The 22,532-nt window shown below is 64.9% G+C and carries 21 protein-coding genes and 1 pseudogene; 16 read left to right on the top strand and 6 right to left on the bottom strand.

Annotated features, from left to right (window positions below):
- Nucleotides 1–79: 79 nt before the first annotated feature.
- Nucleotides 80–2,080: a GNAT family N-acetyltransferase gene (locus tag GM1_RS12540; RefSeq protein ID WP_008379335.1), complete on the bottom strand. Its 2,001-nt coding sequence runs from the start codon at nt 2,078–2,080 to the stop codon at nt 80–82.
- A 139-nt stretch (nt 2,081–2,219) separates the two neighbouring features.
- On the opposite strand from GM1_RS12540, the gene rpsF reads away from it, so the two are divergent.
- From rpsF to GM1_RS12515, 5 genes are all read left to right on the top strand, one after another.
- Nucleotides 2,220–2,501, top strand: a complete 282-nt coding sequence (gene rpsF, locus GM1_RS12535; protein ID WP_008379334.1) for a 30S ribosomal protein S6 — start codon at nt 2,220–2,222, stop codon at nt 2,499–2,501.
- Nucleotides 2,502–2,637: 136 nt separating this feature from the next.
- Nucleotides 2,638–3,228, top strand: coding sequence for a single-stranded DNA-binding protein (locus GM1_RS12530; protein WP_008379333.1), 591 nt, complete (start codon nt 2,638–2,640; stop codon nt 3,226–3,228).
- Between the two features lie 42 nt (nt 3,229–3,270).
- Nucleotides 3,271–3,528 (top strand): 30S ribosomal protein S18, encoded by a 258-nt coding sequence (gene rpsR, locus GM1_RS12525; protein ID WP_008379331.1) that lies wholly within the window; start codon nt 3,271–3,273, stop codon nt 3,526–3,528.
- A gap of 19 nt (nt 3,529–3,547) precedes the next feature.
- Nucleotides 3,548–3,997 carry a 50S ribosomal protein L9 gene (rplI, locus tag GM1_RS12520; protein WP_008379330.1) on the top strand — a complete coding sequence of 150 codons (450 nt, stop codon included), beginning with the start codon at nt 3,548–3,550 and terminating at the stop codon, nt 3,995–3,997.
- A gap of 133 nt (nt 3,998–4,130) precedes the next feature.
- Nucleotides 4,131–5,342 carry an acetyl-CoA C-acetyltransferase gene (locus GM1_RS12515; RefSeq protein ID WP_008379327.1) on the top strand — a complete coding sequence of 404 codons (1,212 nt, stop codon included), beginning with the start codon at nt 4,131–4,133 and terminating at the stop codon, nt 5,340–5,342.
- 6 nt (nt 5,343–5,348) lie between these two features.
- Here the strand turns inward: GM1_RS12515 and GM1_RS12510 are convergent, their stop codons facing one another.
- The 3 genes from GM1_RS12510 to GM1_RS12500 all read right to left on the bottom strand — a co-directional run bounded on the left by GM1_RS12510 (nt 5,349) and on the right by GM1_RS12500 (nt 8,219).
- On the bottom strand, nt 5,349–6,524 hold the full coding sequence (locus tag GM1_RS12510) for a low temperature requirement protein A (protein ID WP_008379325.1): 1,176 nt from the start codon (nt 6,522–6,524) through the stop codon (nt 5,349–5,351).
- A 94-nt stretch (nt 6,525–6,618) separates the two neighbouring features.
- Nucleotides 6,619–7,167, bottom strand: a complete 549-nt coding sequence (locus GM1_RS12505; RefSeq protein ID WP_008379324.1) for a hypothetical protein — start codon at nt 7,165–7,167, stop codon at nt 6,619–6,621.
- 68 nt (nt 7,168–7,235) lie between these two features.
- Nucleotides 7,236–8,219 carry an NAD(P)H-dependent flavin oxidoreductase gene (locus tag GM1_RS12500; RefSeq protein WP_008379322.1) on the bottom strand — a complete coding sequence of 328 codons (984 nt, stop codon included), beginning with the start codon at nt 8,217–8,219 and terminating at the stop codon, nt 7,236–7,238.
- A gap of 46 nt (nt 8,220–8,265) precedes the next feature.
- Between GM1_RS12500 and GM1_RS12495 the strand changes: the two genes are divergently transcribed.
- Both GM1_RS12495 and GM1_RS12490 read left to right on the top strand, forming a co-directional pair.
- Nucleotides 8,266–8,898 (top strand): TetR/AcrR family transcriptional regulator, encoded by a 633-nt coding sequence (locus GM1_RS12495; RefSeq protein WP_008379321.1) that lies wholly within the window; start codon nt 8,266–8,268, stop codon nt 8,896–8,898.
- The gene (locus GM1_RS12490; RefSeq protein ID WP_008379320.1) at nt 8,895–9,371 is read left to right on the top strand and encodes a nuclear transport factor 2 family protein; all 477 of its coding nucleotides are present in this window, start codon (nt 8,895–8,897) and stop codon (nt 9,369–9,371) included. Before GM1_RS12495 ends, GM1_RS12490 begins: the two co-directional genes overlap by 4 nt.
- Here GM1_RS12490 and GM1_RS12485 read toward each other — a convergent pair.
- Complete coding sequence (locus GM1_RS12485; RefSeq protein ID WP_008379319.1) at nt 9,365–9,928, bottom strand: TetR/AcrR family transcriptional regulator; 564 nt, start codon at nt 9,926–9,928, stop codon at nt 9,365–9,367. The two genes, GM1_RS12490 and GM1_RS12485, sit on opposite strands and share 7 nt — an antisense overlap.
- Nucleotides 9,929–9,971: 43 nt before the next feature.
- Here GM1_RS12485 and GM1_RS12480 point away from each other — a divergent pair, with 43 nt between their 5' ends.
- The 3 genes from GM1_RS12480 (at nt 9,972) to dnaB (ending at nt 14,907) form a co-directional block, all read left to right on the top strand.
- Nucleotides 9,972–11,225 carry an oxygenase MpaB family protein gene (locus GM1_RS12480; RefSeq protein WP_008379317.1) on the top strand — a complete coding sequence of 418 codons (1,254 nt, stop codon included), beginning with the start codon at nt 9,972–9,974 and terminating at the stop codon, nt 11,223–11,225.
- A gap of 11 nt (nt 11,226–11,236) precedes the next feature.
- The gene (locus tag GM1_RS12475) at nt 11,237–12,301 is read left to right on the top strand and encodes a lipocalin-like domain-containing protein (protein ID WP_008379315.1); all 1,065 of its coding nucleotides are present in this window, start codon (nt 11,237–11,239) and stop codon (nt 12,299–12,301) included.
- A gap of 392 nt (nt 12,302–12,693) precedes the next feature.
- Nucleotides 12,694–14,907: a replicative DNA helicase gene (gene dnaB, locus GM1_RS12470; protein WP_040520041.1), complete on the top strand. Its 2,214-nt coding sequence runs from the start codon at nt 12,694–12,696 to the stop codon at nt 14,905–14,907.
- Nucleotides 14,908–15,179: 272 nt separating this feature from the next.
- Here the strand turns inward: dnaB and GM1_RS12465 are convergent, their stop codons facing one another.
- Nucleotides 15,180–15,998, bottom strand: coding sequence for a hypothetical protein (locus GM1_RS12465; protein ID WP_006896694.1), 819 nt, complete (start codon nt 15,996–15,998; stop codon nt 15,180–15,182).
- A 196-nt stretch (nt 15,999–16,194) separates the two neighbouring features.
- Between GM1_RS12465 and GM1_RS12460 the strand changes: the two genes are divergently transcribed.
- The 6 genes and pseudogenes from GM1_RS12460 to GM1_RS21935 form a co-directional block, all read left to right on the top strand.
- Nucleotides 16,195–16,899, top strand: coding sequence for a TnsA-like heteromeric transposase endonuclease subunit (locus tag GM1_RS12460; protein ID WP_306302654.1), 705 nt, complete (start codon nt 16,195–16,197; stop codon nt 16,897–16,899).
- Between the two features lie 158 nt (nt 16,900–17,057).
- Nucleotides 17,058–19,091, top strand: a complete 2,034-nt coding sequence (locus GM1_RS12450; protein WP_223291302.1) for a transposase — start codon at nt 17,058–17,060, stop codon at nt 19,089–19,091.
- Between the two features lie 83 nt (nt 19,092–19,174).
- A complete protein-coding gene (locus GM1_RS12445) occupies nt 19,175–20,146 on the top strand; it encodes a TniB family NTP-binding protein (protein ID WP_223259049.1) in 972 nt (323 codons plus the stop codon).
- Nucleotides 20,146–20,517: pseudogene (locus GM1_RS22935) on the top strand (TniQ family protein); the annotation flags it as partial. The gene GM1_RS12445 and the pseudogene GM1_RS22935, both read left to right, overlap by 1 nt.
- A gap of 480 nt (nt 20,518–20,997) precedes the next feature.
- Nucleotides 20,998–21,708 carry a hypothetical protein gene (locus GM1_RS22930; protein ID WP_223291355.1) on the top strand — a complete coding sequence of 237 codons (711 nt, stop codon included), beginning with the start codon at nt 20,998–21,000 and terminating at the stop codon, nt 21,706–21,708.
- 63 nt (nt 21,709–21,771) lie between these two features.
- The coding region (locus GM1_RS21935) for a TniQ family protein (protein ID WP_169332784.1) at nt 21,772–22,532 on the top strand (761 nt) is incomplete at its 3' end.

Raw genomic sequence — 22,532 nt, 5'->3', positions numbered from 1 at the left:
CGACTCCGCTCGACGGGCGGTCGCTGGTCGTCGCGCAGTTCTGCTGGTCGTCGAGCGCAGTCGAGACGTGCCCGCTGAATCAGCGAGCGGCGCGCTCGAGGAGACGGGCTCGATGGCCAGGCCAGTCGTCGTCGGTCATGGCGAACTGAGCGGTGGTCCGCCAGCCGTCGCCGAACCGCCGGTGCTTGCGCAGGAGCCCCTCGAACTCGGCGCCGAGCTTGGCGATCGCGGCTCGTGAGCGGGAGTTCCCCTCGTGGGTGTGCCACACCACGCGGACCGCGCCGCACGTGTCGAAGGCGTGCTCGAGAAGCAGCAGCTTGGAGGTCGGATTGACGACGGTGCCCATCGCGGCGCGGCCGTAGAACGTGAAGCCGACCGCGAGGGTGCGATTCGACGCGTCCACGTCGTACAGGCTGGTGGTGCCGACGAACTCGCCGTCGTGCAGGACTGCGAACGGCACTCGCGTCGGTGTCGACAGCGCCGTCGTGATCCACCGGGTGGCGTCCTCGGGTGTCTGCGGGATCGGTCCGGTCCACGCGTACAGCGACAGGTCGGACGCAGGCACCAGCTTCGCGAGTGCCCCGGCGTCCGAGGTCCGTAGGGGGCGCAGGGTCACATCGCCTCGGACGAGAGTGGGCGTGCCGACCCACGCCCGGGCATCGGCGTCGTCGGCGTCGGCCAGGCGCGTGAGCGGACCTCGGGGCGCGACCGACGTCGTGAGATACGAGGCGAGGGGTTCGCGGATCGGCATCCGCACGAAGCCCACGATCAGCGCCACCAGGATCGCCGCGTGCACCCAGACGCTGACGCTCACCCCGACGGAGTCCTGCCACGGAGCAGACGCGGGATGATGCATGTATCCCATCAACCGGAAGATGGAGATGTCGAGCAGGACGTCGGTGAGCAGGTAGGCGGCGATGATCCACCAGCGGACCCTCAACATCACGAAGAACGGCAGGATCCACAGCGTGTACTGCGGTGAGTGCACCTTGTGGAACACCATGAACGCGCACAGCATCGCCGCCGCAACGCCGAGCCACGGGAACACTCCGTCGCGTTGATAGACACGCCACCCGAGCCACACCGCGACGGCGAAACCGGCTGCGACGAGCAACGGCGACAGCACTCCGACCAGTGAGTGATAGGTGTCTGTCTCACCGCCGGTCAGCAGGCGCAGTCCCCAGTACCAGACGCTGTTCGTCGTCAGATCCGCTTCGCGGCGGCCCTGGAAATCGAGGGCGGCCTTCCACCCGTCGTAACCGGCGATCATGAACGGCGCCTGCGTGGCGATCACGACGACCGTCGCCGTTCCGGCCACCCATGCCGCCCCGACCCAGTCCAGGGCGCGCCGAGCGCGAAGAGACTGTCCGCCGGTCAGCACGTACAGCGCGAGTGGGAGCACGAAGAATCCCGGGTACAGCTTCAACGAGAAGCCGACGCCGAGGAGCACCGCCGCGATGATCGCGGTTCGTCTCAGCGACATGCGACGTCCGCCGGTCCGGGGATCGACGCTCCCGCCGTACGCCATGACGGCGACGGCCGCGACGGAGGTGAACACGACGGGCAGTTCCCAGTTGTGGAATGCGTACAGGACGAGCGGCGGGGTCGCCGCCCACAACAGGACCCACCAGCGAGTCATCACCGCGAGCAGCGCGGTCGTCGCGAGTGCGAACGGTGCGAGGATGAGAGCACTGTGCTGAAGGAACTGCACATCGGTGTGAGCGCCGATCGCGCCGAGCCACAGCAGCATTCCGGACAGCACCGGGTACTCGACGACGCCGCCGAACAGATCGCCCTGTTCATTGATCCCGCCGTGGATGTACGGGAACACGTGGCGATCCACATCGCGACCTATCCACAGTCGCATGATGTCGGAGTAGCAGGGGATCAGTGCCCGTGGCGGTCCGGCCGGGAAGATCGAGCTTCGCCCCCACTCGTCGAACGGTGCACCGCCGCACACTTCTTTCACCCGGAACGCCCACGCCAGGGCGAACACGGTCAGCAGCAGCGAGGTGAGGACGACGAGGGTGACCTCGCCGACACGGGGACGGCCGATGCGCGTCGACCACGTGGCAGGCATGGTGGTCAGGTTAGTGGACGCAGACGATTTCGCTGGTCACCGGCTACTCATGTAGCCTGGACAGGTTGCCGACGCAGGCGACCCTCCTGCCGCGGACAGTCCGTGGCCGAACTAAGCCCATAGGAGGTGATGAGGTTTCATGCGTCACTACGAACTGATGGTCATTCTCGATCCGAGCTTGGACGAGCGCACCGTCGCCCCTTCACTGGATACGTTCCTCAATGTCGTCCGTAAGGACGGCGGAAGTGTGGACAACGTCGACATCTGGGGCAAGCGCCGTCTTGCCTACGAGATCGCCAAGCACAACGAAGGCATTTACGCCGTCATCGATCTCAACGCGACCCCGGACACGGTCAACGAGCTCGACCGTCAGCTGAAGCTGAACGAGTCGGTTCTGCGCACCAAGGTCCTGCGCAAGTAAGCGCCGGGCGCGTCCACGAACCACCTGTACAAACCTGTGGAATCCGGCCCTGACAATGTCAGAGGTCCGCTCTACTGTGGTGCGTAACCATTGCAGAGTGCCTTCGGGCGTTCCACACAGACGTTAGGGGAGTCTCATGACTGACACAGTCATCACGGTCATCGGAAATCTGACCGCCGATCCGGAACTGCGTTTCACGCCGTCCGGAGCGCCGGTCGCCAATTTCACGGTGGCGTCCACTCCGCGCACATTCGATCGTCAGACGAACGAGTGGAAGGACGGCGAAGCGCTGTTCCTCCGCTGCAGCATCTGGCGTGACGCCGCGGAGAACGTGACTGAGTCGCTCAAGAAGGGCACCCGCGTCATCGTGCAGGGCAAGCTCAAGCAGCGGTCGTACGAAACCCGTGAGGGTGAGAAGCGCACTGTTGTGGAGCTGGAAGTGGACGAGATCGGTCCCTCGCTGCGCTACGCCACCGCACAGGTCAACAGGACCCAGCGCGGCGGCGGAGGCAATTTCGGCGGAGGGAACTCGGGCGGCGGCGGTAACTACGGCGGGGGCAACTCCGGCGGCGGTAACTACGGCGGAGGCAACTCCGGCGGCGGCTACGGAGGCAACTCCGGTGGCGGCCGACCCGCTGCATCGAGCCAGCCGGCTGAAGACCCGTGGGGCAGCGCACCTGCTGCCGGCGGCGGCTTCGCCGGTGGGGACGACGAACCACCTTTCTGATTCCGGGCCCGCCAGCCCGGAGGCACTCAACTGGAGCATCACATGGCAAAAGCTAAAGGCGGCCGCAAGGTCCGCGTGGAGAAGATCACGAAGGCCAAGGCCTGCACCTTCTGCAAGGACAAGAAGACCGATATCGATTACAAGGACACGGCGCTCCTGCGTCGCTTCCTGTCGGACCGCGGCAAGATCCGTTCGCGTCGCGTGACCGGCAACTGCGTTCAGCATCAGCGCGACGTCGCGGTGGCCGTCAAGAACTCGCGTGAAGTGGCACTGCTGCCCTTCACCTCGACCGGTCGCTGACCAGGAAGGGACAGAAGACATGAAGCTGATCCTTACTGCCGCAGTCGAGAACCTCGGAGTTCCCGGTGACCTCGTTGAGGTCCGTGACGGCTACGCACGCAACTACCTGCTGCCCCGCAACTTCGCGATCGTCGCCACCCGTGGCGCCGAGAAGCAGGTCGAAGGCATCCGTCGCGCCCAGGAAGCTCGCGCCGTGCGCGACCTGGACCACGCGAACGAACTGAAGCAGGCTCTCGAAGGTCTCGACAACGTGTCGCTGACCGTCAAGACCCACGACTCGGGCAAGCTGTTCGGCTCGGTCTCCGCGTCCGACGTCGCAGGCGCCATCCGCACCGCGGGCGGTCCGGCTGTCGACAAGCGCAACGTGGAGCTGCCGAAGGGGCACATCAAGGCACTGGGCTCGTACCCGGTCGTCGTGAAGCTGCACCCGAAGGTCGAAGCAAAGCTCAGCCTGTCGGTCGTCGCCTGACGTTCGCAATCTGAGCCACAAAGGCCGGTCATCCCTCGCGGGGTGACCGGCCTTCGTCGTTCCGCCGACTCTGCTCGTCGAGCGATCCATAGTGTGGGGTGGACATCCACCGTGAGAAGGGAAACCCGCTCTGATGCGCGACGCCGTGATCTGTGAACCGATCCGCACCCCGGTCGGCGGCTACGGCGGCATGTTCGCCACCGTCCCGGCCGCGGATCTCGCATCGACCGTCGTACGGGAACTCGTCGCGCGCACCGGGGTCACCGGCGACGACATCGACGACGTGATCTTCGGGCAGTGTTACTCCAACGGCGAAGCGCCCGCGATCGGTCGTGTCGCCGCACTCGATGCGGGACTGGACGTCTCGGTACCCGGGATTCAGGTGGATCGGCGCTGCGGGTCGGGGCTGCAGGCGGTGCTCGATGCGGCTATGCGCGTCCAGACCGGAGTCGCCGACCTGGTGCTCGCCGGCGGCGCGGAGAGCATGAGCCAGGCGGAGCACTACGCGCTGGGATTGAGGTTCGGCCTTCGAGGCGCGGACGCGACCTTGGCCGACCGCATCGGACGCGGGCGAGTGACCGCAGGTGGCAAACTCCACCCGGTCCCGGGCGGCATGTTGGAGACGGCAGAGAATCTGCGGGCCGAGTTCTCCATCAGCCGGGAGGCGCAGGACGAGCTCGCTCTGAGTTCGCACCAGCGCGCAGTCGCTGCGCAGACACAGGGCCGGTTCGACGACGAGATCGTTCCGGTCACCGTCTCCACGCGCACAGGCGACCTGGTCCATCGGCGTGATGAGCATCCGCGGCCGGACATCTCGGCCGAAGCGCTTGCGGCCCTGCGGCCGGTGCGCCATAAAGTGGATCCGGCTGCGACGGTCACCGCGGGCAATGCGAGCGGTCAGAACGACGGCGCGTCCGTGTGCATCGTCGCATCTCGTGAGGAGGCCGAACGTCTCGGACTACGCCCGCTCGCACGCCTGGTGTCATGGGCGGTGTCCGGTGTGGAGCCGTCGCGGATGGGCATCGGTCCGGTGCCGTCCACGCAGCTCGCGCTCGAACGCGCCGGCCTGGGTCTCGTCGACCTCGACCTCATCGAATTGAACGAGGCGTTCGCGGCGCAGGTGCTCGCGTGCACAACTGCGCTGGGTCTCGGAGCCTCCGACTTCGACCGCATCAACGTCAACGGGTCTGGGATCTCCCTTGGTCATCCCGTCGGCGCCACCGGAGTGCGGATCCTGGCGACGATGGTGCGAGAGTTGGAGCGTCGCCAGGGTCGCTACGCAGTCGAGACGATGTGCATCGGCGGTGGGCAGGGTCTCGCGGCCGTGTTCGAGCGTCTGAGCTGATCTCGGCTAGGCGTCGGCGGCGTCGTTGCGGTGATGCCATGACGCCGATCCGACACCCGCGATCAGGGTCACCGACACAAGTGCCGACAAGAGGAACAGGTCAAGGCCGAGCGAAACGGCGGCCGCCCCGATCGCGGCGAGCGTTGCGAGGACGACGATGGCGACGGTCGACTCATAGCGATCGAGGCCACCGATCGATCCGACGAACAGTGCGAGACCCATGAAGAACAACGCGGGTCCACCGGCGATGAGCAGTGCATAGACGGTTGTCGCGTCGTCATGGGGATGAGCGAGCATCTTCTCGGCGCCGACTGCGGTGACGATGACACCCGCGACGAGAATCGCATGCGCATACGCGAACCCGCCGCGAGCGAGGGCGGTGGGGTCGGCGGATTCCTCGAGTCGGCGCTCGGTTCGGTCCGAATGGTGGGCGAAGTACAGCCACCAGAACGTGACGGGAACGATGAAGGCGACGCCCAGTGCGAGGTACGACGACAGGCTCGACTCCATGTGCACGAACTCGCGGCCGATCGACAGAACGGTCTCACCGAGCGCGATGAGGAAGATCAGGCGATTTCGCTCGACCAGGTGGGCCGGAGTCAGTTTCCATTCGCTCATCTCGATGCCGCCGAGCACCGGCAGCCAGGTGCGGACCATCGGAGCGGCGACGTCGACCGCGAGGGCGACAGCCCACACGATCAGGCGAGTGTCGGGTTCACAGAACGCGCCGATCACCCAGATCGATGCGGCGACCGTGGACCACGCCAACAGGTGCGCGTAGTTCCGCCCTACTTGAGTCCCTCGCATCGTGACCGCGATGAACAGCGGGCGGATGACCTGCAACACCGCCAATGCAAGTGCGAACTGGTGGCCGCGGTCGCCGAACGCCTCCGGGATCGCGGCAGCCATGATCAGGCTCGCCAGCATGATCACGATCAGCAGAATCCGGACGGGGATGCGGGCGGGGTCGACGAAATTCGTGGCCCACGCGGTGTAGTTCCACACCCACCAGACTCCGCCGAACAGGACCAGCATCTCGAGTGCGCCTCGGCCGGTCAGATGTCCGACGAAGAAGGCCGCCAACTGGCTGAACGCGAAGACATAGACGAGATCGAAGAAGAGCTCGATCGTGGCGACTTCGCCGCCTCTGCTTCGGGCCCGACCCATCGACGGCAATCCCACAGTCGACCCCTCTCGACGATCGCTCGGTTGATCGGAGATCAGAATAACGTGCAGACGCGCGTCGCACGCTCACGAAGGGGCCGGGTGCAGTGTCCTATCGAGGGTTGCGATCGTGGCGACGGTCGCCGTGCGGGTAATAGAACCGGTGCGTCGCAGGCGTCAGGACGAACGCCCGGTTCACGGTGGAGCAGATGACAACGCCGCGGCGCGGGACCGCGCACGTCACGTTGGCCGATGTGATGCGTTGACCGGGTGTGAGGACGGGCGCGCGGAAGCCTGCGCGGGATCCGAATCGGTAACTCGTTCCCCTGGGTATCCAATGCGGGCCCTGCATGTCCCCGGTGATCGCGACGCCGACGGTGCGCGGAGGTGCGGTCTTCGTGCGGCCGGAGCAGGCGACGTTGCCGGGGGTCGGCCCGATCTGGCAGAGCCGCCGGGCCGCTATGAAGAACGTTCGTCCACCGTCGGCGTAGGCGTACGACGTGAATCGTGCGGGGTTCACGGGTGAGTACTGGCCGAGCGGCAGCTTGGTCCGCAGGGGAGCGGCGTCGGCAGGCGCCACGGCGACGAGCGCCGACGCCAACGCGATCAAGGCGACGACGGCGGTGGTCAGGCGGGTGAAACGAGAACGGTCTGCTCGCATCTGTTCATTCCACCACGCGTTCCACCGCCGTCGGGCGATTTGAGCGGAGCTCTCAGTGAGCGCGGAAATCAGACGAGCGCTGCGGCGCCGGTCCGTCGGTCGAGGGCGTCGCGTGCGTCGTTGAACTCAGCGGCGAGACGGTCGACGGTCTGGGCCACGGTGCCGCGGGAAGCGACGGACGAGATGCCCTGGCCGCAGCCCCACACGTCACGCCACGCCTTGATGTCGCCGAGGCCGCCCTCAAGCGGATCGGGGCCGGACGTCGGCTTCGGCAGGTTGTCGGCGTCGAGGCCGTGGGCCTCGATGCTGCCGCGCAGGTAATTGCCGTGCACGCCGGTGAACGTGCTGCTGTAGACGATGTCGTCGGCCCGCGAGTCGACGACCATGTTCTTGTAGTCCTCGACGACATTGGCCTCATCGGTCGCGAGGAACGCCGAGCCGACGTAGGCGAAGTCGGCGCCCGCCGCGAGCGCGGCGAGGATCGAGCGACCGTGGGCGATCGCTCCCGACAGCAGCAGCGGGCCGTCGAACCACTCGCGGATCTCCTGGATCAGCGGGAACGGCGACAGGGTGCCCGCGTGGCCGCCAGCGCCTGCCGCGACGGCGATGAGGCCGTCGGCGCCGCGCTCGATCGCCTTGTGCGCGAACGTGTTGTTGATGATGTCGTGGAGCACGATGCCGCCGTAGGAGTGGACGGCCTCGTTCACATCGGGGCGAGCGCCGAGCGACGTGATCACGATCGGAACCTTGTGCTCGACGATGGTCGCGAGGTCCTCGTCGAGGCGCGCGTTGGACCTGTGCACGATCTGGTTCACGGCGAACGGCGCCACGACGGCGTCGGGGTTGGCGGCCGCGTAGGCGGCGTTCGACTCGGTGATCTCGTCGAGCCAGTCTCCGAGTTGCGACGCCGGGCGGGCGTTCAGTGCGGGGAATGAGCCGATCACGCCGGCCTGGCACTGGGCGGCGACGAGTTTCGGTCCCGACGCGATGAACATCGGCGACGCGACGACGGGCACGGTGAGCGGAGTCTGAAGGATCTCGGGAAGCGACATGTCCCGAACGATACAGTCAGAGGTGACTGTTTGAAAAGGGTGCAGAATGATTCACGTGGAACGAAAGAAGCAGGACCGGGCGGCGCAGACGCGCGACACGATTCTCGAGGCTGCGGCGAAGGTCCTCTTCGAGGAGGGCTACTCGGCGGCGACCACGCTGCACATCCAACAGGTCGCGGGAGTGTCGCGCGGTCGGCTTCTCCATCACTTCCCGTCGCGAGAAGTGCTGCTCACGGCGGCGGTCCATCACCTCGCGGACGTCCGGATCGCCGAGTTGACGGCCGGTGTCGCGATCCCCGACGACCTGCGCGAACGGATCCGATTCGCGGTGGCGGCGATGTGGGAGATCACCGGGCAGTCGTGCTTCTGGGCGACGATGGAGCTCTGGATGGGAGCGCGTACCGCGAACCCGGAGCTTCGTGAGGCGTTGTCGGACGTCGAGCGCCGGATGCTCGGGGTTCTTCGGGCCCGCGCCGACGAGTTGTTCGGTCCGCAGGTCACGGCCGCACCCGACTATCTCCGCACGCGCGAAGTGATGATCACGTCGATGCGCGGCGCCCGGCTGGCGTACACGTTCCATCCGCGTGATCCGGAGACCGAACCCGCTCTCGCCAATTGGGAGGCGATGTTCGAAGCAATTCTTCCCCTGGTGGGGTCCCGAATGGAGGCGGCGGAATGACGATCGAAGAACGGCTCGACGCGCTCGAGGGACGACTTCGGTCGGCCGAGGACCGGCTGGCGATCATGGACCTCGTCCACTCGTACGGGGCCGCGGTCGACACCGGATCGGCGCAGGTCACGGCGGACATCTTCACCTCTGACGGCGTCTACGACGTCGACACCGGGCTCCTCGCAGGGCGGGAGGAGATCGCAGCGATGGTTGAAGGCGACCCCCATCAGGGACTGATCGCGCATGGCTGCGGACATCTCATGACGGCCCCGCAGATCACACTCGACGGCGACCGGGCGACGGTTCGCAGTTACTCGCAACTCATCGTCCGACGGGCGTCGACCGACGGCTTCGCCGTCGCGCGTCTCACCGCCAATCAGTGGGACCTCATCCGCACCGACGACGGGTGGCGAGTGGAACGGCGCATCGCGCGGATGGTCGACGGATCTGCCGAGCCGCGGGATCTCCTGCGGCCTCAGTGATCGCGCGCGGGCGAAAGCAGGCCGGATATGGCTGTGCGCAACTCGTCGGGAGTCGGGTTCGGCAGGCTGCCGTGGCCGTGGATGTAACCGATGCCCGCGTAGACGAGCAGGCCCGCGATCAGTCGGGCGCGGATCTCGCCGAGGTCGAGTTCGATCATCGCGGAGTAGATCACGTCGAACACGTCACGATCGATCTGCTGCACTGTTGCGGCGATCCGCGGATTGGTGCGGGCCCAGTCGCGGATCGCAGTCTCGACGGTGAGGTTGCGATCGGACATCAGCATGGTCGCGAGGGTCACGACGCGCTCGTCCGCCGGGACTGACGCCAGGGCGTTGAGCTCGGTGGGGCGTGAATTGTGCGTCTCGTGCCAGCGCTGCGCCATCGCCTCCCAGAGCGCGTCGATGTCGTCGAAGTGCCAGTAGAAGCTGCCTTTGGTGACCTCGAGGACGGCGCACAGCCGGTTGATCTTGACGCTGGCCACACCCTCGGTCGTGATGAGGCCGAGCGCGGCGTCCACCCAGTCGGTGGCCGCGAGGCGAGTGGTTCGACGAGGCATCGACCCAGGTTAGCGCACCTACGCACGAACCATACCTCGTGGTATGGTCGGCGTCGTGAACACCGTCACACCCTCCGCGTTCCCTTATCGGCAGGCGATGGCCCGCCCCGCAGTCCGCCGTGTGCGCAGACTCGCGAAAGGGTTGACCGGCAAAGACGTCTTCCCGACCACGGAACAGATCGAGGCGTTCTGCGGCGACATGCACAGCTCCGACCCCGTCGCCGAGCGGTTCGTCGACGAGGTGTTCCTCGGGGCGATAGGGCGGACCGAGGGTCGGGCCATGTTGACGCAAGCGCTCGATCACGGGATCGGCAGCATCGACGATCCGCCGCAGGCGATGGTCGATCTGTTCGCCGAGTTCGAAGACGTCCCCGACTGGGTGGACCCGGAGCTCGTCGAGGCCGGCGCCCGCACCTGGCGGCGATGGGGGACGTTCCTGTTCAGCGTCGCAGGCGGGGAGACCCTCGAGATGTACACCGAGGCCGCCGTGGCGACACCGCTCTCGTTGGCGGGCGGGTACGCGGGCGACAACGCCCTGCGCCGATTCCTGGAGACCGCCAAGTTCTGGATCGACGTCTCCGAACCGGGAGCGTTGCTCACCCCGGGAAGCCAGGGGCGGGCGACCGCGATGCTCGTCCGTGTGATGCACGTGTTCGTCCGTCGCCGCGTCGCCGAGCACCCGGAATGGGACTCGACGCGCTGGGGCTACCCGATCAGCCAGGCGTACCAACTCCTGACGCTCGCGGGCGGAAGCGTGGTCCCCGCGATGGCCTTGTGGATGGTCGGAGTGCAGACCACGCGCGCGGAGATCAACGAACTGATCCATTTCCAGCGCTACATGGGACATCTCTTGGGTGTCCGGAACACGTGGTATCCGGAGACCATCGCCGACACGTTGCGACTGCTTGCGCTGGTGACCGTGTCGCGCAGCCACGACTCCGGCGACCACGGCGTGGAACTGATCGAATCGTTCCCCGCCGCGTTCGCCCCGCGCGACGGCCACACCGGATTCGCACGACTGCGCGAGCGCTACAACGGCACGATGTACGCCGCGTACTCACGCCTGTTCATGATGCCGCCGACCTATGCGAGATACCGGATGCCGAACGCGTGGCCCGGTCTGCTGTGGATAGCGGTGCGCCTGCCCGCGGTGATGCTGATCGAGACACTCCGCCGGATCCCTTCGATCGGCAGACTGCACGAGCGGTGGATGATCTCGCACCGCGAGAACTGGTATCGCGCGCAGATGGCGGGTCGAGAAGCCGAGTTCGACGCATCCGGCGCACTGCGTCGTTGAAGGGGGAAGGCATGCCGACCGACGTCGTCGAAGCATGGAACGGGCCGGGCCGCAAGGACGGTGAGCTGACCGCAGTGCTGCCTCGGCACAACGCATTCCACGCGCGGGCCGAGCGCAGTGCGTTCGAGCACTGGTACTTCGACGCGCACCTCGACAACGGATACACCGTCGTCGGTTTCCTGGTGAAGCGTCGACCCGAGGATCCACCGTTCGCCCGGCCGTGGGTGGAGGTCATCGTCTACCGGCCCGACGGGACGAGACGTCAGATCGCACAACGCTATCCGTCGAAGGCCGCGCACTTCTCGACCGAGGAGATGGACGTGCGGATCGGTCCGAACTCGGCGCGCGTGATCCCCGGCGAGGGCGGTCTCCCGCGCTACCGGGTGATCCTCGACGAAGACGACGTCCGACTCGACCTCGAGTTCGTCAACGAGCTGCCGCCGTGGATGCCGGGTCGCGGGGAGACGCTCTTCGGCGACGGCGGGGTCTTCGGCTGGTGCGTGGGTGCCCCGCGTGCGACTGTCGCCGGCCGGATGAGGGTCGGCGACGAGTCGTGGGACGTGGTCGGCACCGGGTACGCGGACCACAACTGGGGTGTCGGCGCGATGCCGAAGGTCATCGAACAGTGGCATTGGGGCAGGCTCTACACCGCGGAGTATTCGCTGCTCTACGCCGTCGTCGCGACGCAGGAGAAGTACGGCAAGCTCCAGATCGCGCCGGTGATGCTCGCCAAAGGCGACTCGATCGTCCTCAGCACCGGTGAGGCGGTCCTGTCCGAAGGACCGAACGCGTACGACCCCGTCGCGCGTCGTGAATACCCCACCAGCATCACGCTGGAGCGCCCCGGCGAGTTCTCCTTGACTCTCGACGTCCGGCGCGTCCTGCACGCTCAGGCGCTGCTCGACGATGTCCCCGTCATCGGGAGTGCACTGCTCCGCCCGGTGACGGACCGCCTGATCGGCCGACCCGGCTACTTCCGTTTCGAGTCCGATTTCACCCTCGCGGTGACCCGGGACGACGGGAGCGTGGAGACTGTGTCGGGGACGACCCTCCATGAGCTCGTCGGCTTGATCTGACATCGTCCTTCGAACGTATGAATGGGCTTGTGGGGAGTGCGACGGCGCAGACCTCAACCTCTCGTGGAGTCCTGCCCGGGCGTGGCGCAACGTAACACGCCGATGACCGGCGATCTGCTGCCTGGGGATACATGAATACCGCGTTGACCTGGTCTTTGGCGCAGAACCTTCGTCGAATTCCCCACGCTGTACACAGGAGATTGCACATGCCGTCCAGAGGTTTCCACGGTTGTGCACACGGCATCAACAGTGTTGTCCACAGGGGGCATTTGATGCGGTTCGGTGCCTGGCCCTAACCTCTGGGAAGGTTTCAGTTCGCCCAGTGGCAACTGGCAGGACTCCGGGGGCGGCCGCGCCGGGGCGACATAGAGCGACGAGTGGGGGAGACGCGCGTGGCAGAACCGGAGGATCAGGGTCCCGAGCCGGAAGAGCCAGGGGCCCCTCCACGGGAGGATTACGGGCGTCAGCCTCCGCAGGATCTGCAGGCCGAGCAGTCCGTGCTCGGCGGCATGCTGCTGTCGAAGGACGCCGTCGCCGACGTCCTCGAGCGAATCCGCCCCGGCGACTTCTACAAGCCCGCACACCAGGCGGTCTACGATGCGATCCTCGAGCTGTACGGGCGCGGTGAGCCCGCCGACGCCGTCACCGTCAGCGCCGAGCTGGAGCGACGCGGGGATCTCCGCAAAGTCGGTGGCGCGCCGTACCTGCACACTCTGATCTCAACGGTCCCGACCGCCGCCAACGCCGGCTACTACGCCGAGATCGTCGGCGAGAAGGCGATCCTGCGTCGACTCGTCGAAGCAGGCACGCGCATCGTGCAGTACGGCTACGCGGGCGACGGCGGCCAGGACGTGGCCGAGGTGGTCGACCGGGCACAGGCCGAGGTGTACGAGGTCACCGAGCGGCGGACGGCCGAGGACTACGTCGTCCTCGAAGAACTGCTGCAGCCGACTCTCGACGAGCTCGACTCGATCGCGTCGCGCGGCGGATTGTCGCTCGGTGTGCCGACCGGTTTCGCCGATCTCGACAAGCTGACCAACGGCCTGCACCCGGGACAGATGATCATCGTCGCCGCACGTCCCGGCGTGGGAAAGGCGCTCGCCCTCGACACTCCGCTTCCCACGCCCGGCGGGTGGACGACGATGGGCAAGGTCGCCGTCGGCGACCGGCTCCTCGGAGCCGACGGACGTCCCACGCGTGTGGTGGCTGCGACCGAGGTGATGACCCAGCGCCCGTGTTTTGAGATCGAGTTCGACGACGGCGGTTCGCTCGTCGCCGATCAGGAGCATCAGTGGGTGGCCGACGTCGACGGTCGCCGAGAGGTCCTCACCACCGACGCGTTGCAGTCGTACGCCGGGCGCGCGACGGTCCCGAACGCGGAGCCGCTCGAATTGCCGCGTCGCCCGTTCGCGTACGGCCCGTACACGGTCGGCGCCCTTGCAGGCATGGCGTACGACGATCCCGAGATCACCATGCGGATCGAGGACGAAGGACCCGTCGACGTGATGACGTTGATGGCCGACCTCGGTGGCCGCATCCCTCGCGAGTACCTGCGCGGATCGGTCACGCAGCGTCGTGCCCTGTTGGCGGGCATCCTCGACTCCCGTGCGCGCGTCGACGACGACGGCTGGATCACCGTTCCCGCCGCGACCAACCACATGTCGGGCATCGTCGGCGATCTCGCCGCAGGCCTGGGCTACACGTTCCGTCGAGCGAGCAGCGGCTGGGTGCGCCTCGCCGCGTCCGACGACGTCTTCACCGTCCACGACAAGATGCAGCGCCACAAGGAACTGCGGACCCGCGTGCGGTCGCGGCTCGTCGTCGCGGTTCGGCCGGTGCCGAGTGTGCCGGTGCGTTGCGTCCAGGTCGACAACCGCAGTCACCTGTACCTCGCGGGTGAGGCGATGGTCCCCACCCACAACTCGACTCTCGCGATGGACTGGCTGCGGTCGGCGTCGATCCACAACGGCCTGACCAGCGCCATGTTCTCGTTGGAGATGAGCAAGACCGAGATCGTCATGCGACTGCTCTCGGCCGAAGCCAAGGTGAAGCTCGGCGACATGCGTTCGGGAAACATGTCCGACGACGACTGGAGCCGTCTCGCCCGCCGCATGGGCGAGATCACCGAGGCCCCGCTGTTCATCGACGACTCGCCGAACCTCACGATGATGGAGATCCGCGCCAAGGCTCGACGGCTCAAGCAGCGTCACGATCTGCGCCTCGTCGTCATCGACTACATGCAGCTGATGACGTCGGGTAAGAAGGTCGAGTCACGACAGCAAGAGGTCTCGGAGTTCTCTCGTTCGATCAAGCTCCTCGCCAAGGAGCTCGAAGTGCCGGTGGTCGCGATCTCGCAGCTGAACCGTGGTCCGGAACAGCGAACCGACAAGCGCCCGCAGGTCTCGGACCTGCGTGAATCGGGATCGCTGGAGCAGGACGCCGACATGGTCATCCTGCTGCACCGCCCCGACTCCATCGAGCGCGACGATCCACGTGCAGGCGAGGCCGACATCATCGTCGGCAAGCACCGAAACGGCCCGACGGCGACGATCACCGTCGCCCACCAGCTGCATCTCTCGAAGTTCGTGGACATGGCTCGGGGCTGAGCGACTGTTGTCGAGATGCAGCGAAGATTAGCAAGGTGGTCCCGCTTGTTTAACAAGCCTGATCACGGCGTAAGAATCGCCCTGACTAGGGCAAACATGGTCAGGCGAGCGTTGCCCGTAGCCCGCGTTTCGGTATGATTTCCTGCTAATTTTGCCGGGGAATCTATTCCTGGAAATCGCCGAGTGCGCGGGTGAAACCGGGCGACGAAGGGGCTGAAGTGACCGGCGGCTGGCGGCAGGCTATCGGCGATTGGCTTGTGGGATGAGCTCGTCTAATTCGCAGATGACGTTGGTGCTGGTTTTGGGGATGTGCTCGGCGGATTCGACGCTTGCTCGGTGACTCCGTGACCGGGCTTGGTCAGCGGAAGGGTTGCGAGGTGCTTCTGGAGCCGCTTCGACATCGGCATGAACGTGACGAAGGTCAGGCTTCCCGAGACAACCGCGCCTACCAGCGGCACGACCTTGGCTGCGCTCTTGGCGAAGACCTGCTTGGTCATCTGAATGCCCAGGAGCCCTGCAACCTTCTTGACCACCGGATATATCGCACCCTTGGTGAGAGCCTTCTGCGGCAGCTTCCTGGCCACTTCACTTGCGATCAACTTCGAGACTTGCGCCACGCCGGCCTGGGCCGCGTTCACGCCAAACATCACGCCGATGAACAGCGTGAGCATGCTTTCGGTCGCGGAGTCCATTCCGTCGGCGCTGTCGTCGAAGAGCTCCGGCCAGCTGTAGATGTAGGCGAGCTTCTGGACGACGCGAAGAAGGTGCCCATAGTACTGCGCGATATCAGCCGGGACCGTGCCGATCGCTGCGAGGCCTCCAGGGATGCCGGCTGCCGTGGAAAGTGTCGTCACCTTGCCGGTCTCGAACTTGATCACGCTGTTGGCGATCTTGTCGATCACTTGAGGTGTTACGCCTGCTTCGGCCGGTGTTGTGGCGATAGCGAGTTTGATCTGCTCGTCGGTGCAGTATCGCTTCAGCTCTCTGCGGAGGAAGGCCTCCCGGTTGATCTGCACACCCGGCAGCTGAGCCGATGCCTGCAGCGTCTGCTCGAACTTCGTCGACGGAGCGACCTGATTGCCTTTGGCCATGGGAGCAACCTATCGCAGCCTTCCGACACGGACCGCTGATGGGGCGAAGGAGACGTCGGCCTATCACCCGAAATGCCTCGCTGACCGATTGTCGACTTGCTCCCTTAGTAGCCCTTCGACCTCGATTTCTTGCTAGATTTGGTGCTAATTCCTGCGGAAGCGGAGGTGTCACTTGACCGAGAGTTCCCGCGCGGCGGTGACGTGGCGGTTCCGATTCGCTGGCGACAAGGTGTCCCGCGTGTTGAACTGGCGGTCCGACGGTCCGCCGGATCTCGCACGTGTAGTTCCGATTCGCAAGCCTCGATCCTCGGAACGTCACCGGCACATACCTGTCACTGCGTATTCACTGACCATGCGCGACCACCTAGAACTCGAGTCGGGCCTCGAGCATGACCTCTTGCGACGCCTGGACCGGCTCAACGATATCGTCGCGCTGATACCGCAACCGTGTCAGCTGAAGCGGGGCGGATCGTCCTCGGCGAAAAACACGCCCGACTTACTCAGCCTTGACGACACCGGGGCGGTAACGCTCTGGAATGCACGCCTGCCGCACAAGATGGACGACAAATTCAAGCTTCAGGTCGCAATGGTCGAGGCCGCCTGCGCGAATGTGGGATGGCGTCACGAGGTATTCAACGGACTCGACCGCGTAGAACGCCTAAACCTTCTGTGGCTGCACGGCTACCGCCGAAGGCCTTCCTGGTATGACCAGGTGGCTGGCGAGATCGGGAAGGAAGCAAGTAACGACGCCGCGACTCTGGGCTCCCTATTTCGTCTGGATACCGGAAACGGGGAGGCCATCGCCGTGGTCTGGCACATGGTCTGGTCCGGTGAGCTGGATACCAACCTCTCGAAGCGATTGACGATGGAAACGCCAGTGCGCGCGGGACTGGTGGCGTAGTGGACACAAGTCGCACAGTGGTTGAGGTCGGTGGCCGACTTCTGACTGAGTGGGGAACCGGTCTGGTGACAGCGGTATCAGCGGCCGGCGTAGACCTCCGCACCAGCGTCGGCGATTCCTTGCACGTCGATTGGCCCGAACTCGCAGAGGTGCGAGTCGTGGTCGATGGCGATGTAGCGCCAATCAGACCGGCGCTCCGCCCGTACTGGGATGGCCTGTCTGAGGAAACGCGCCGAGCCGCCCTCGACAAACTTGAAATCGTGCATGAGATACTGACCGGCTACCGGGACGGTCACGCCGAACTCGCGCGCGATGGCGAACCGCGCCCACCCTTCGGCGAAGGCTTCGGCGTCTCCGAGGCGGCGCGCTGTCGCGCGATGGCGGTCGCGTTGCAGCAAGAAGCTGTGGGAGATCGTGCCCTACAACGCCGCATCGCGAACGGTGAGATCAAGCGATCGGCTCCGGTCGACAGCACCATCCGCAACTGGGTGCGTGCATGGAAACGCGACGGACTACTCGGGCTCCTCGATGCCAGATCCCTGCGTCGCGAACAGACGTGGGAGCGAATCGATGAGCGCTATCGGACTGTTGCTGAGTTGGTCTTCGCCACCCTGGACGGAGATCGGGCGGACGCCAACATCAGCGAGCTTGATCGGCGGATCAAGGTTGAGCTCAAGCGTGCAGGGCACGTGGATGTCTCCACGCCGCAGCGTCTGACGGCAGAGTATCTCGCGCACCTCAAACGGGGCGCGGGCGCAACAACCCGCACCCAGAGAAGCCGGTCGCTACAGCGCGTGTCGGGCAAAGAGCACTTCCCCGCAATCAGGCCTGGGCAAATAGTCGCCATCGACGCCACGAGGGCGGACAACCTCGTATACGACCCGCTTCTCGGGCGACCCTTCAGCGTCGAAATCCTCACTGCAATCGACGTCGCCACCAGAGTGGTCCTCGCACTGCGCGTGGTGCCGAAGAGCGCCGATGGAATCGATGCCGGGCTACTTCTCTACGACATCTGCCGCCCGTTCTCGATGATGGTGGAGGGCACCACCATCAGTCACTGGCGCTGGGCCGGTTTGCCCCAAGTCGTCGACGCTTCTGATGTCGCGGTCAACGTTGGGCGCAGAAGTGTTGCACCCGATTTCACTACGCTTCAAGGAGAGCACCACATCCCTGGCGTCATGCCGGACGCGATCCGCGCCGACCACGGTTCGATCTTCGTGTCCGATCACTTCCGCGCGATTCTGCGCGACTTCGGGATTGACTTGTTGCTCAGTCGCGGGAAGAAGCCAACGGACAACCCCCACGTTGAACGCTGGCACGAGACGCTACAACGGGCCGTTCAACAGCTCCCCGGCTACAAAGGTCGCAATACCTCGGAGCGCGGTCGATTGGTCGCCGAGGAGGCATTGGTCACGGCCGCCGAACTGGAAGAACACCTTCGGCGATTCGTCGCCTTGGACTACCACCGGTCGTGGCACACAGGCTTGGTTATCGGTGGTGAGCCCACCGCTCGCACCAGTCCTTTGGAGCTCTGGGACATCATGCTCGACGTCACCGGCCGTATCGACGTACCGCAGCGTGCAGACATGATCTATCAGATGCTTCCGGTCAAGTGGGGCACAGTCGGAGTCGCAGGTGTCGAGTTTGCTGAGATGGTCTACGACGGCAAGCTGCTCGATGATTTTCGGAATGTCGCACGGGGCCAGTTCAGGGACGACGACAACAAGGTTCCCTTTCTTGTCGACCCGCACGACTTGTCGAGCATCTGGTTCCCGCACCCCGAGACCGGCCGTGTACGCCCCGTTGCGTGGCGAGGATCTTTCTTCACTGACGCGCCGATGACCGATACGATCGTTCAGGCTGTTAGGCGGCGCGTCCGCGAACGCGGCGGCAACCACATTCTGAGTCGGGGCTCAGCGCAGCGGCAGATCCTCGACGAGCTCACGGAACTCACCTCTGGGCCCGTTCCAACTGACTGGACTGCCAAACTGTCAGCCGCGCACCGCAGAGTTGAACAATCGCGCAAAGACCACGAAGAAGCTCAGGCAGCCCAAGGTGCAACCCGCGACGAAGCCACTCAGTCGGGCGGCAACGAAGCACGCACCAAGACGCCCCATACCGATTCACCCCAGGACGACGTTCCCTTGGACATCCTCGACGTCCCGTGGCCGACGATGCGGGCCGACTCCTGATGGACTCTCTCGCTTGGCATTTGGCTTGCACCAAAACGGAGTTGCCAGAACCACCTCTGTACACGTCGGCTGGTTGGGACAGGATGACATCCGAGGACCGCTCGCGGGCGGTCGATGCGCTGCGTCAATGGATGAATGGACTCTACGTCGAAACGGCCGAGACCCGCGCAGTCGCAGACCGACTCACTGAGATCGTGCAGGAGAATTCTGAAACGGGCCCCGGTGCGAAGGCAATAGCGTCGGTCACAGGCGCAAGCACGCTCGGGAAGAGCACGGCGGTCCGCCGCTGGGCCACAAGGAAATACGTGGAATGGATCGTAGGCGCACCGAAAGGCCCTGCAGAACTGCCCACGTGGAACCCTCAGCCAACGATCGACGCAGACCTATGCCCCGTCGTTTGGGTCAACCTGCAATCTGGCTCGATGGTCAAAGGATTCAACTCCCAAGTCCTTGACTTCTTCCGCTTATCCGCCAGCGGCGCCGCCCACCAGACGTCAACCGCCGCGGTCAGGGCATTGGCACGCCACGGCGTGCGCACCCTTCTCATCGACGACTTCCATCTACTGCGTACCAACTGGAAGGGCGGCCGGGAGGTCCTCGATCACGTGAAGTACATGAACACCGAGCTCGGCGAATTCAACGCCAGCTTAATTCTGGTTGGGACAGACCTCGAATCCAGTGAAGCCATGAGCGATGCCCAGCTTATCGGCCGCCTCCAGCCAATGAGCTTCAGTCCTTACGGAATCGAGACTTCGGAGGAGCAACACGCGTGGCAGCAACTGCTCTACGGGCTGGAAGGCTATCTCCTTCCGCATCTCCCTCGGGCAAGCGAAGGGCTTCTCACTTCACAGCTCGCGGGGCCCATCTGGAAGCGATCTCAGGGCTACGTCGGTGACGCGACACGCCTCCTCCGCATTGCGACACTTGCAGCGATCGCCGACGGCACGCACACGATCAACCCAGAACACCTGAAGGAAGTCCGCCTCAGTAAACGAGCGCACGCAGCAGAGGCGGAAATCGATCTTCGGCGCCGCAGCAAGCAGAGCAGGGTGTGATGTCACCGGCAGACAACGGAAGGGGGCTATCCATGCGAGAGCCTCGTATCGGCTATCTGCCTGCTCGACCGATTCCAGCCGACGATGAATCGCTGGAGTCCTTCGTATTGCGCGCGGCGACGGCGAATTGCACCACCGTCACCAAGATCCTTGGTCGAAGTCAGTTATCGCGATCAGCGTCTGACTACGAGCCGATTCTGCGGCACCTGGCCACGCTGACGCGCCAGCCATTCTCGCGCATTTCGGCGATGACCCTTGATGACTGCCATAGTCGAGTGCTCGCGAAGGAAGGCTGGCTGGCAAGTGAGTGGGGTCAGCATTGCCGTTGCGCCCCAAACGGAGTGGCACGGCGAGAGTGGGCTTTGGCTCTGTCTCCGGTCTGCTTCTACTGCGGGCACCTCATCGGGATGCCCGGTAGTGGCACTGCGCAGTTGACCAGAGTTCCCAATCGGATTCTGTCGGTCTGCAAGGAGGTCTCGTCCGCTGCACACAGATCTACGACTGACTTCGATGCACTCGACCGACTTGAGTGTCTCCGTGCGGAACTACCCTCGGTGGCTCGTCGGCTCAGTCGAGGATCTGCACACTGGATCCCAGCTGATGCTCAGTTGGTGACCACTGCGACGGCAGATCTTGCGACGAGTCACGAGTCCGAGGAAGAGCTACCGCGATCTCCTGCCGTTCGTGCACTGGCCATCGCAATGGCCTGGGAAGAACAGCGAACGTGGCTGACACCACGAGTATCTCCACATCCACGTCCCACTCCTGTCCGACCAGAGAATTCTGAAATACCCGATTCGCAGGTCTTCACTCGACGGGTACTCCGCACAGGCGCGAAGACTGTCAAGACCATGCGGTTACCGAAGAGCTCAGTCCGCCATCCACGCGGCGAAGATCTGATGCGGCTGGCGCTTGGCCATACGCAATTGACGCTTGACCACATCCCAGGGATCTACCGGCAAGAAGGCGAACCGTTCGTGCTCGACCCCGCCCAGTGGTTGTGGCGTTCCAGAGTCGCGCTACTTCTCAGTCAATGTGTTCGGTTGCGCGATCATTGGAGCCTTGCCGACGAGCCGACCTACCGTCTGACGAAAGCTGGTAGCTACTCGATTTGCATAGGGGCGTGGCCGAAATGGACTCCGATCTTCCACCGCGAGAGCGACATTGCCCATGCGATGAATCTGGCGCGAGCTCTATGCCTCGACGAGCTCGTCAACTACCGTGAGCGCCGCGACGCGTTAAGACGGATTGAAGCCGCCCCGCCGGACCTGGTCGGCACCCTGCCCGCAGCCGCCCGGAACTTCGATGGCTGCGCCCGGCTCGCCGCATCTTGGATGTGGTTCGATGCAACCTGTGATAGCCCGCGTACATGGCCAGACGCCGAACACCTGAAAGCATTTGACGCTGCGCTCAACCCCGAAGGCCGTCTCATCCTCCGCAGTGCCGCCGAAGCGATCTGCGTCGCCGACGAAGATCTTGTGCGTCAGGTTGGGAGTGGAGACTTCGGTGTGGTGGATTCGGACCGAGTCTCAGAAGAGGACCGGACTCGTGTGGGCGCGTGACTTCCAGTCGCTCGCCCACTGCGGGCGCTACCAAACCGCGACGGCGATGGAGCCTCTGAGCTAATGCTCCCCGCTCGAGTTGCAATCGATCCACGCGAGTCGCTTGATTCGTACCTCGAGCGGATTGCACTTGTGAACGATCTGACGACCAAGAGTCTTGTCCGCATGCTCAAGGAGAACCGGGACGGATCGTCGGTCTCGACGGCTTTCATGCTGGTCCGGCCTAGCGATGAGCTCGTCGGCCGAATAGTGGATCTCACTGGGCTGGGGGCATCGGCCGTCGAGAATTCGACCTTGTTGCGTTACGACGGAGGCGCGCCACTCAACCTCGACGGCTTCGACCCGCTCGATCGGGCGAGCTACCGCGCCATCGTTTGCCAGGGGTGGTTCCCGCAGCATGGGACGCAACTATGCCCACTCTGCCTATCGCACGACGGAATCTGGCAGCTGTCGTGGAAGCTACCGGTGTCGACAGTGTGTCCCGACCACGGCGTCTACCTGGTCGCTGAGTGTTCAAGATGTAGCCGGCGCTTTCGAACGCGACACCACAGTCCGCTGCGTCCTCGGCTCGATGAACACCAGCCGTGCGGGAATCCGCTCGGATTCTCGGCTCCCTGCCGACACTCCATCCTGAGAGAGAAACCGACGGCTGCATCCGAAGGTGCAATTCGGACCGCAACACGGGTTACGGCCGCTATCCAAGGCGAAGAAACGAGCGTTCTCGATGGCGCTCTCGCGCCCCCCGCGTACCTCGCAGAAGTCCGAAACTTAACCACTCTTCTACTTCACCTCGCATCCCGGTCTCGCGCAAGGGGTTTCGTGGC

The sequence above is a fragment of the Gordonia malaquae NBRC 108250 genome (genome assembly GCF_000344135.1).
Taxonomy (GTDB): domain Bacteria; phylum Actinomycetota; class Actinomycetes; order Mycobacteriales; family Mycobacteriaceae; genus Gordonia; species Gordonia malaquae.
Note: the sequence above shows the minus strand (reverse complement) of the source record. Positions and strands in the feature narration are given on the sequence as shown.

What these genes read in the sequence shown, in the direction of transcription:
- GM1_RS12540 (WP_008379335.1), bottom strand. Translation starts at nt 2,080, where the DNA reads ATGCCTGCCACGTGGTCGACGCGCATCGGCCGTCCCCGTGTCGGCGAG.
- rpsF (WP_008379334.1), top strand. Translation starts at nt 2,220, where the DNA reads ATGCGTCACTACGAACTGATGGTCATTCTCGATCCGAGCTTGGACGAG.
- GM1_RS12530 (WP_008379333.1), top strand. Translation starts at nt 2,638, where the DNA reads ATGACTGACACAGTCATCACGGTCATCGGAAATCTGACCGCCGATCCG.
- rpsR (WP_008379331.1), top strand. Translation starts at nt 3,271, where the DNA reads ATGGCAAAAGCTAAAGGCGGCCGCAAGGTCCGCGTGGAGAAGATCACG.
- rplI (WP_008379330.1), top strand. Translation starts at nt 3,548, where the DNA reads ATGAAGCTGATCCTTACTGCCGCAGTCGAGAACCTCGGAGTTCCCGGT.
- GM1_RS12515 (WP_008379327.1), top strand. Translation starts at nt 4,131, where the DNA reads ATGCGCGACGCCGTGATCTGTGAACCGATCCGCACCCCGGTCGGCGGC.
- GM1_RS12505 (WP_008379324.1), bottom strand. Translation starts at nt 7,167, where the DNA reads ATGCGAGCAGACCGTTCTCGTTTCACCCGCCTGACCACCGCCGTCGTC.
- GM1_RS12500 (WP_008379322.1), bottom strand. Translation starts at nt 8,219, where the DNA reads ATGTCGCTTCCCGAGATCCTTCAGACTCCGCTCACCGTGCCCGTCGTC.
- GM1_RS12495 (WP_008379321.1), top strand. Translation starts at nt 8,266, where the DNA reads ATGATTCACGTGGAACGAAAGAAGCAGGACCGGGCGGCGCAGACGCGC.
- GM1_RS12490 (WP_008379320.1), top strand. Translation starts at nt 8,895, where the DNA reads ATGACGATCGAAGAACGGCTCGACGCGCTCGAGGGACGACTTCGGTCG.
- GM1_RS12485 (WP_008379319.1), bottom strand. Translation starts at nt 9,928, where the DNA reads ATGCCTCGTCGAACCACTCGCCTCGCGGCCACCGACTGGGTGGACGCC.
- GM1_RS12480 (WP_008379317.1), top strand. Translation starts at nt 9,972, where the DNA reads ATGGTCGGCGTCGTGAACACCGTCACACCCTCCGCGTTCCCTTATCGG.
- GM1_RS12475 (WP_008379315.1), top strand. Translation starts at nt 11,237, where the DNA reads ATGCCGACCGACGTCGTCGAAGCATGGAACGGGCCGGGCCGCAAGGAC.
- GM1_RS12465 (WP_006896694.1), bottom strand. Translation starts at nt 15,998, where the DNA reads ATGGCCAAAGGCAATCAGGTCGCTCCGTCGACGAAGTTCGAGCAGACG.
- GM1_RS12445 (WP_223259049.1), top strand. Translation starts at nt 19,175, where the DNA reads ATGACATCCGAGGACCGCTCGCGGGCGGTCGATGCGCTGCGTCAATGG.
- GM1_RS22930 (WP_223291355.1), top strand. Translation starts at nt 20,998, where the DNA reads ATGCGGTTACCGAAGAGCTCAGTCCGCCATCCACGCGGCGAAGATCTG.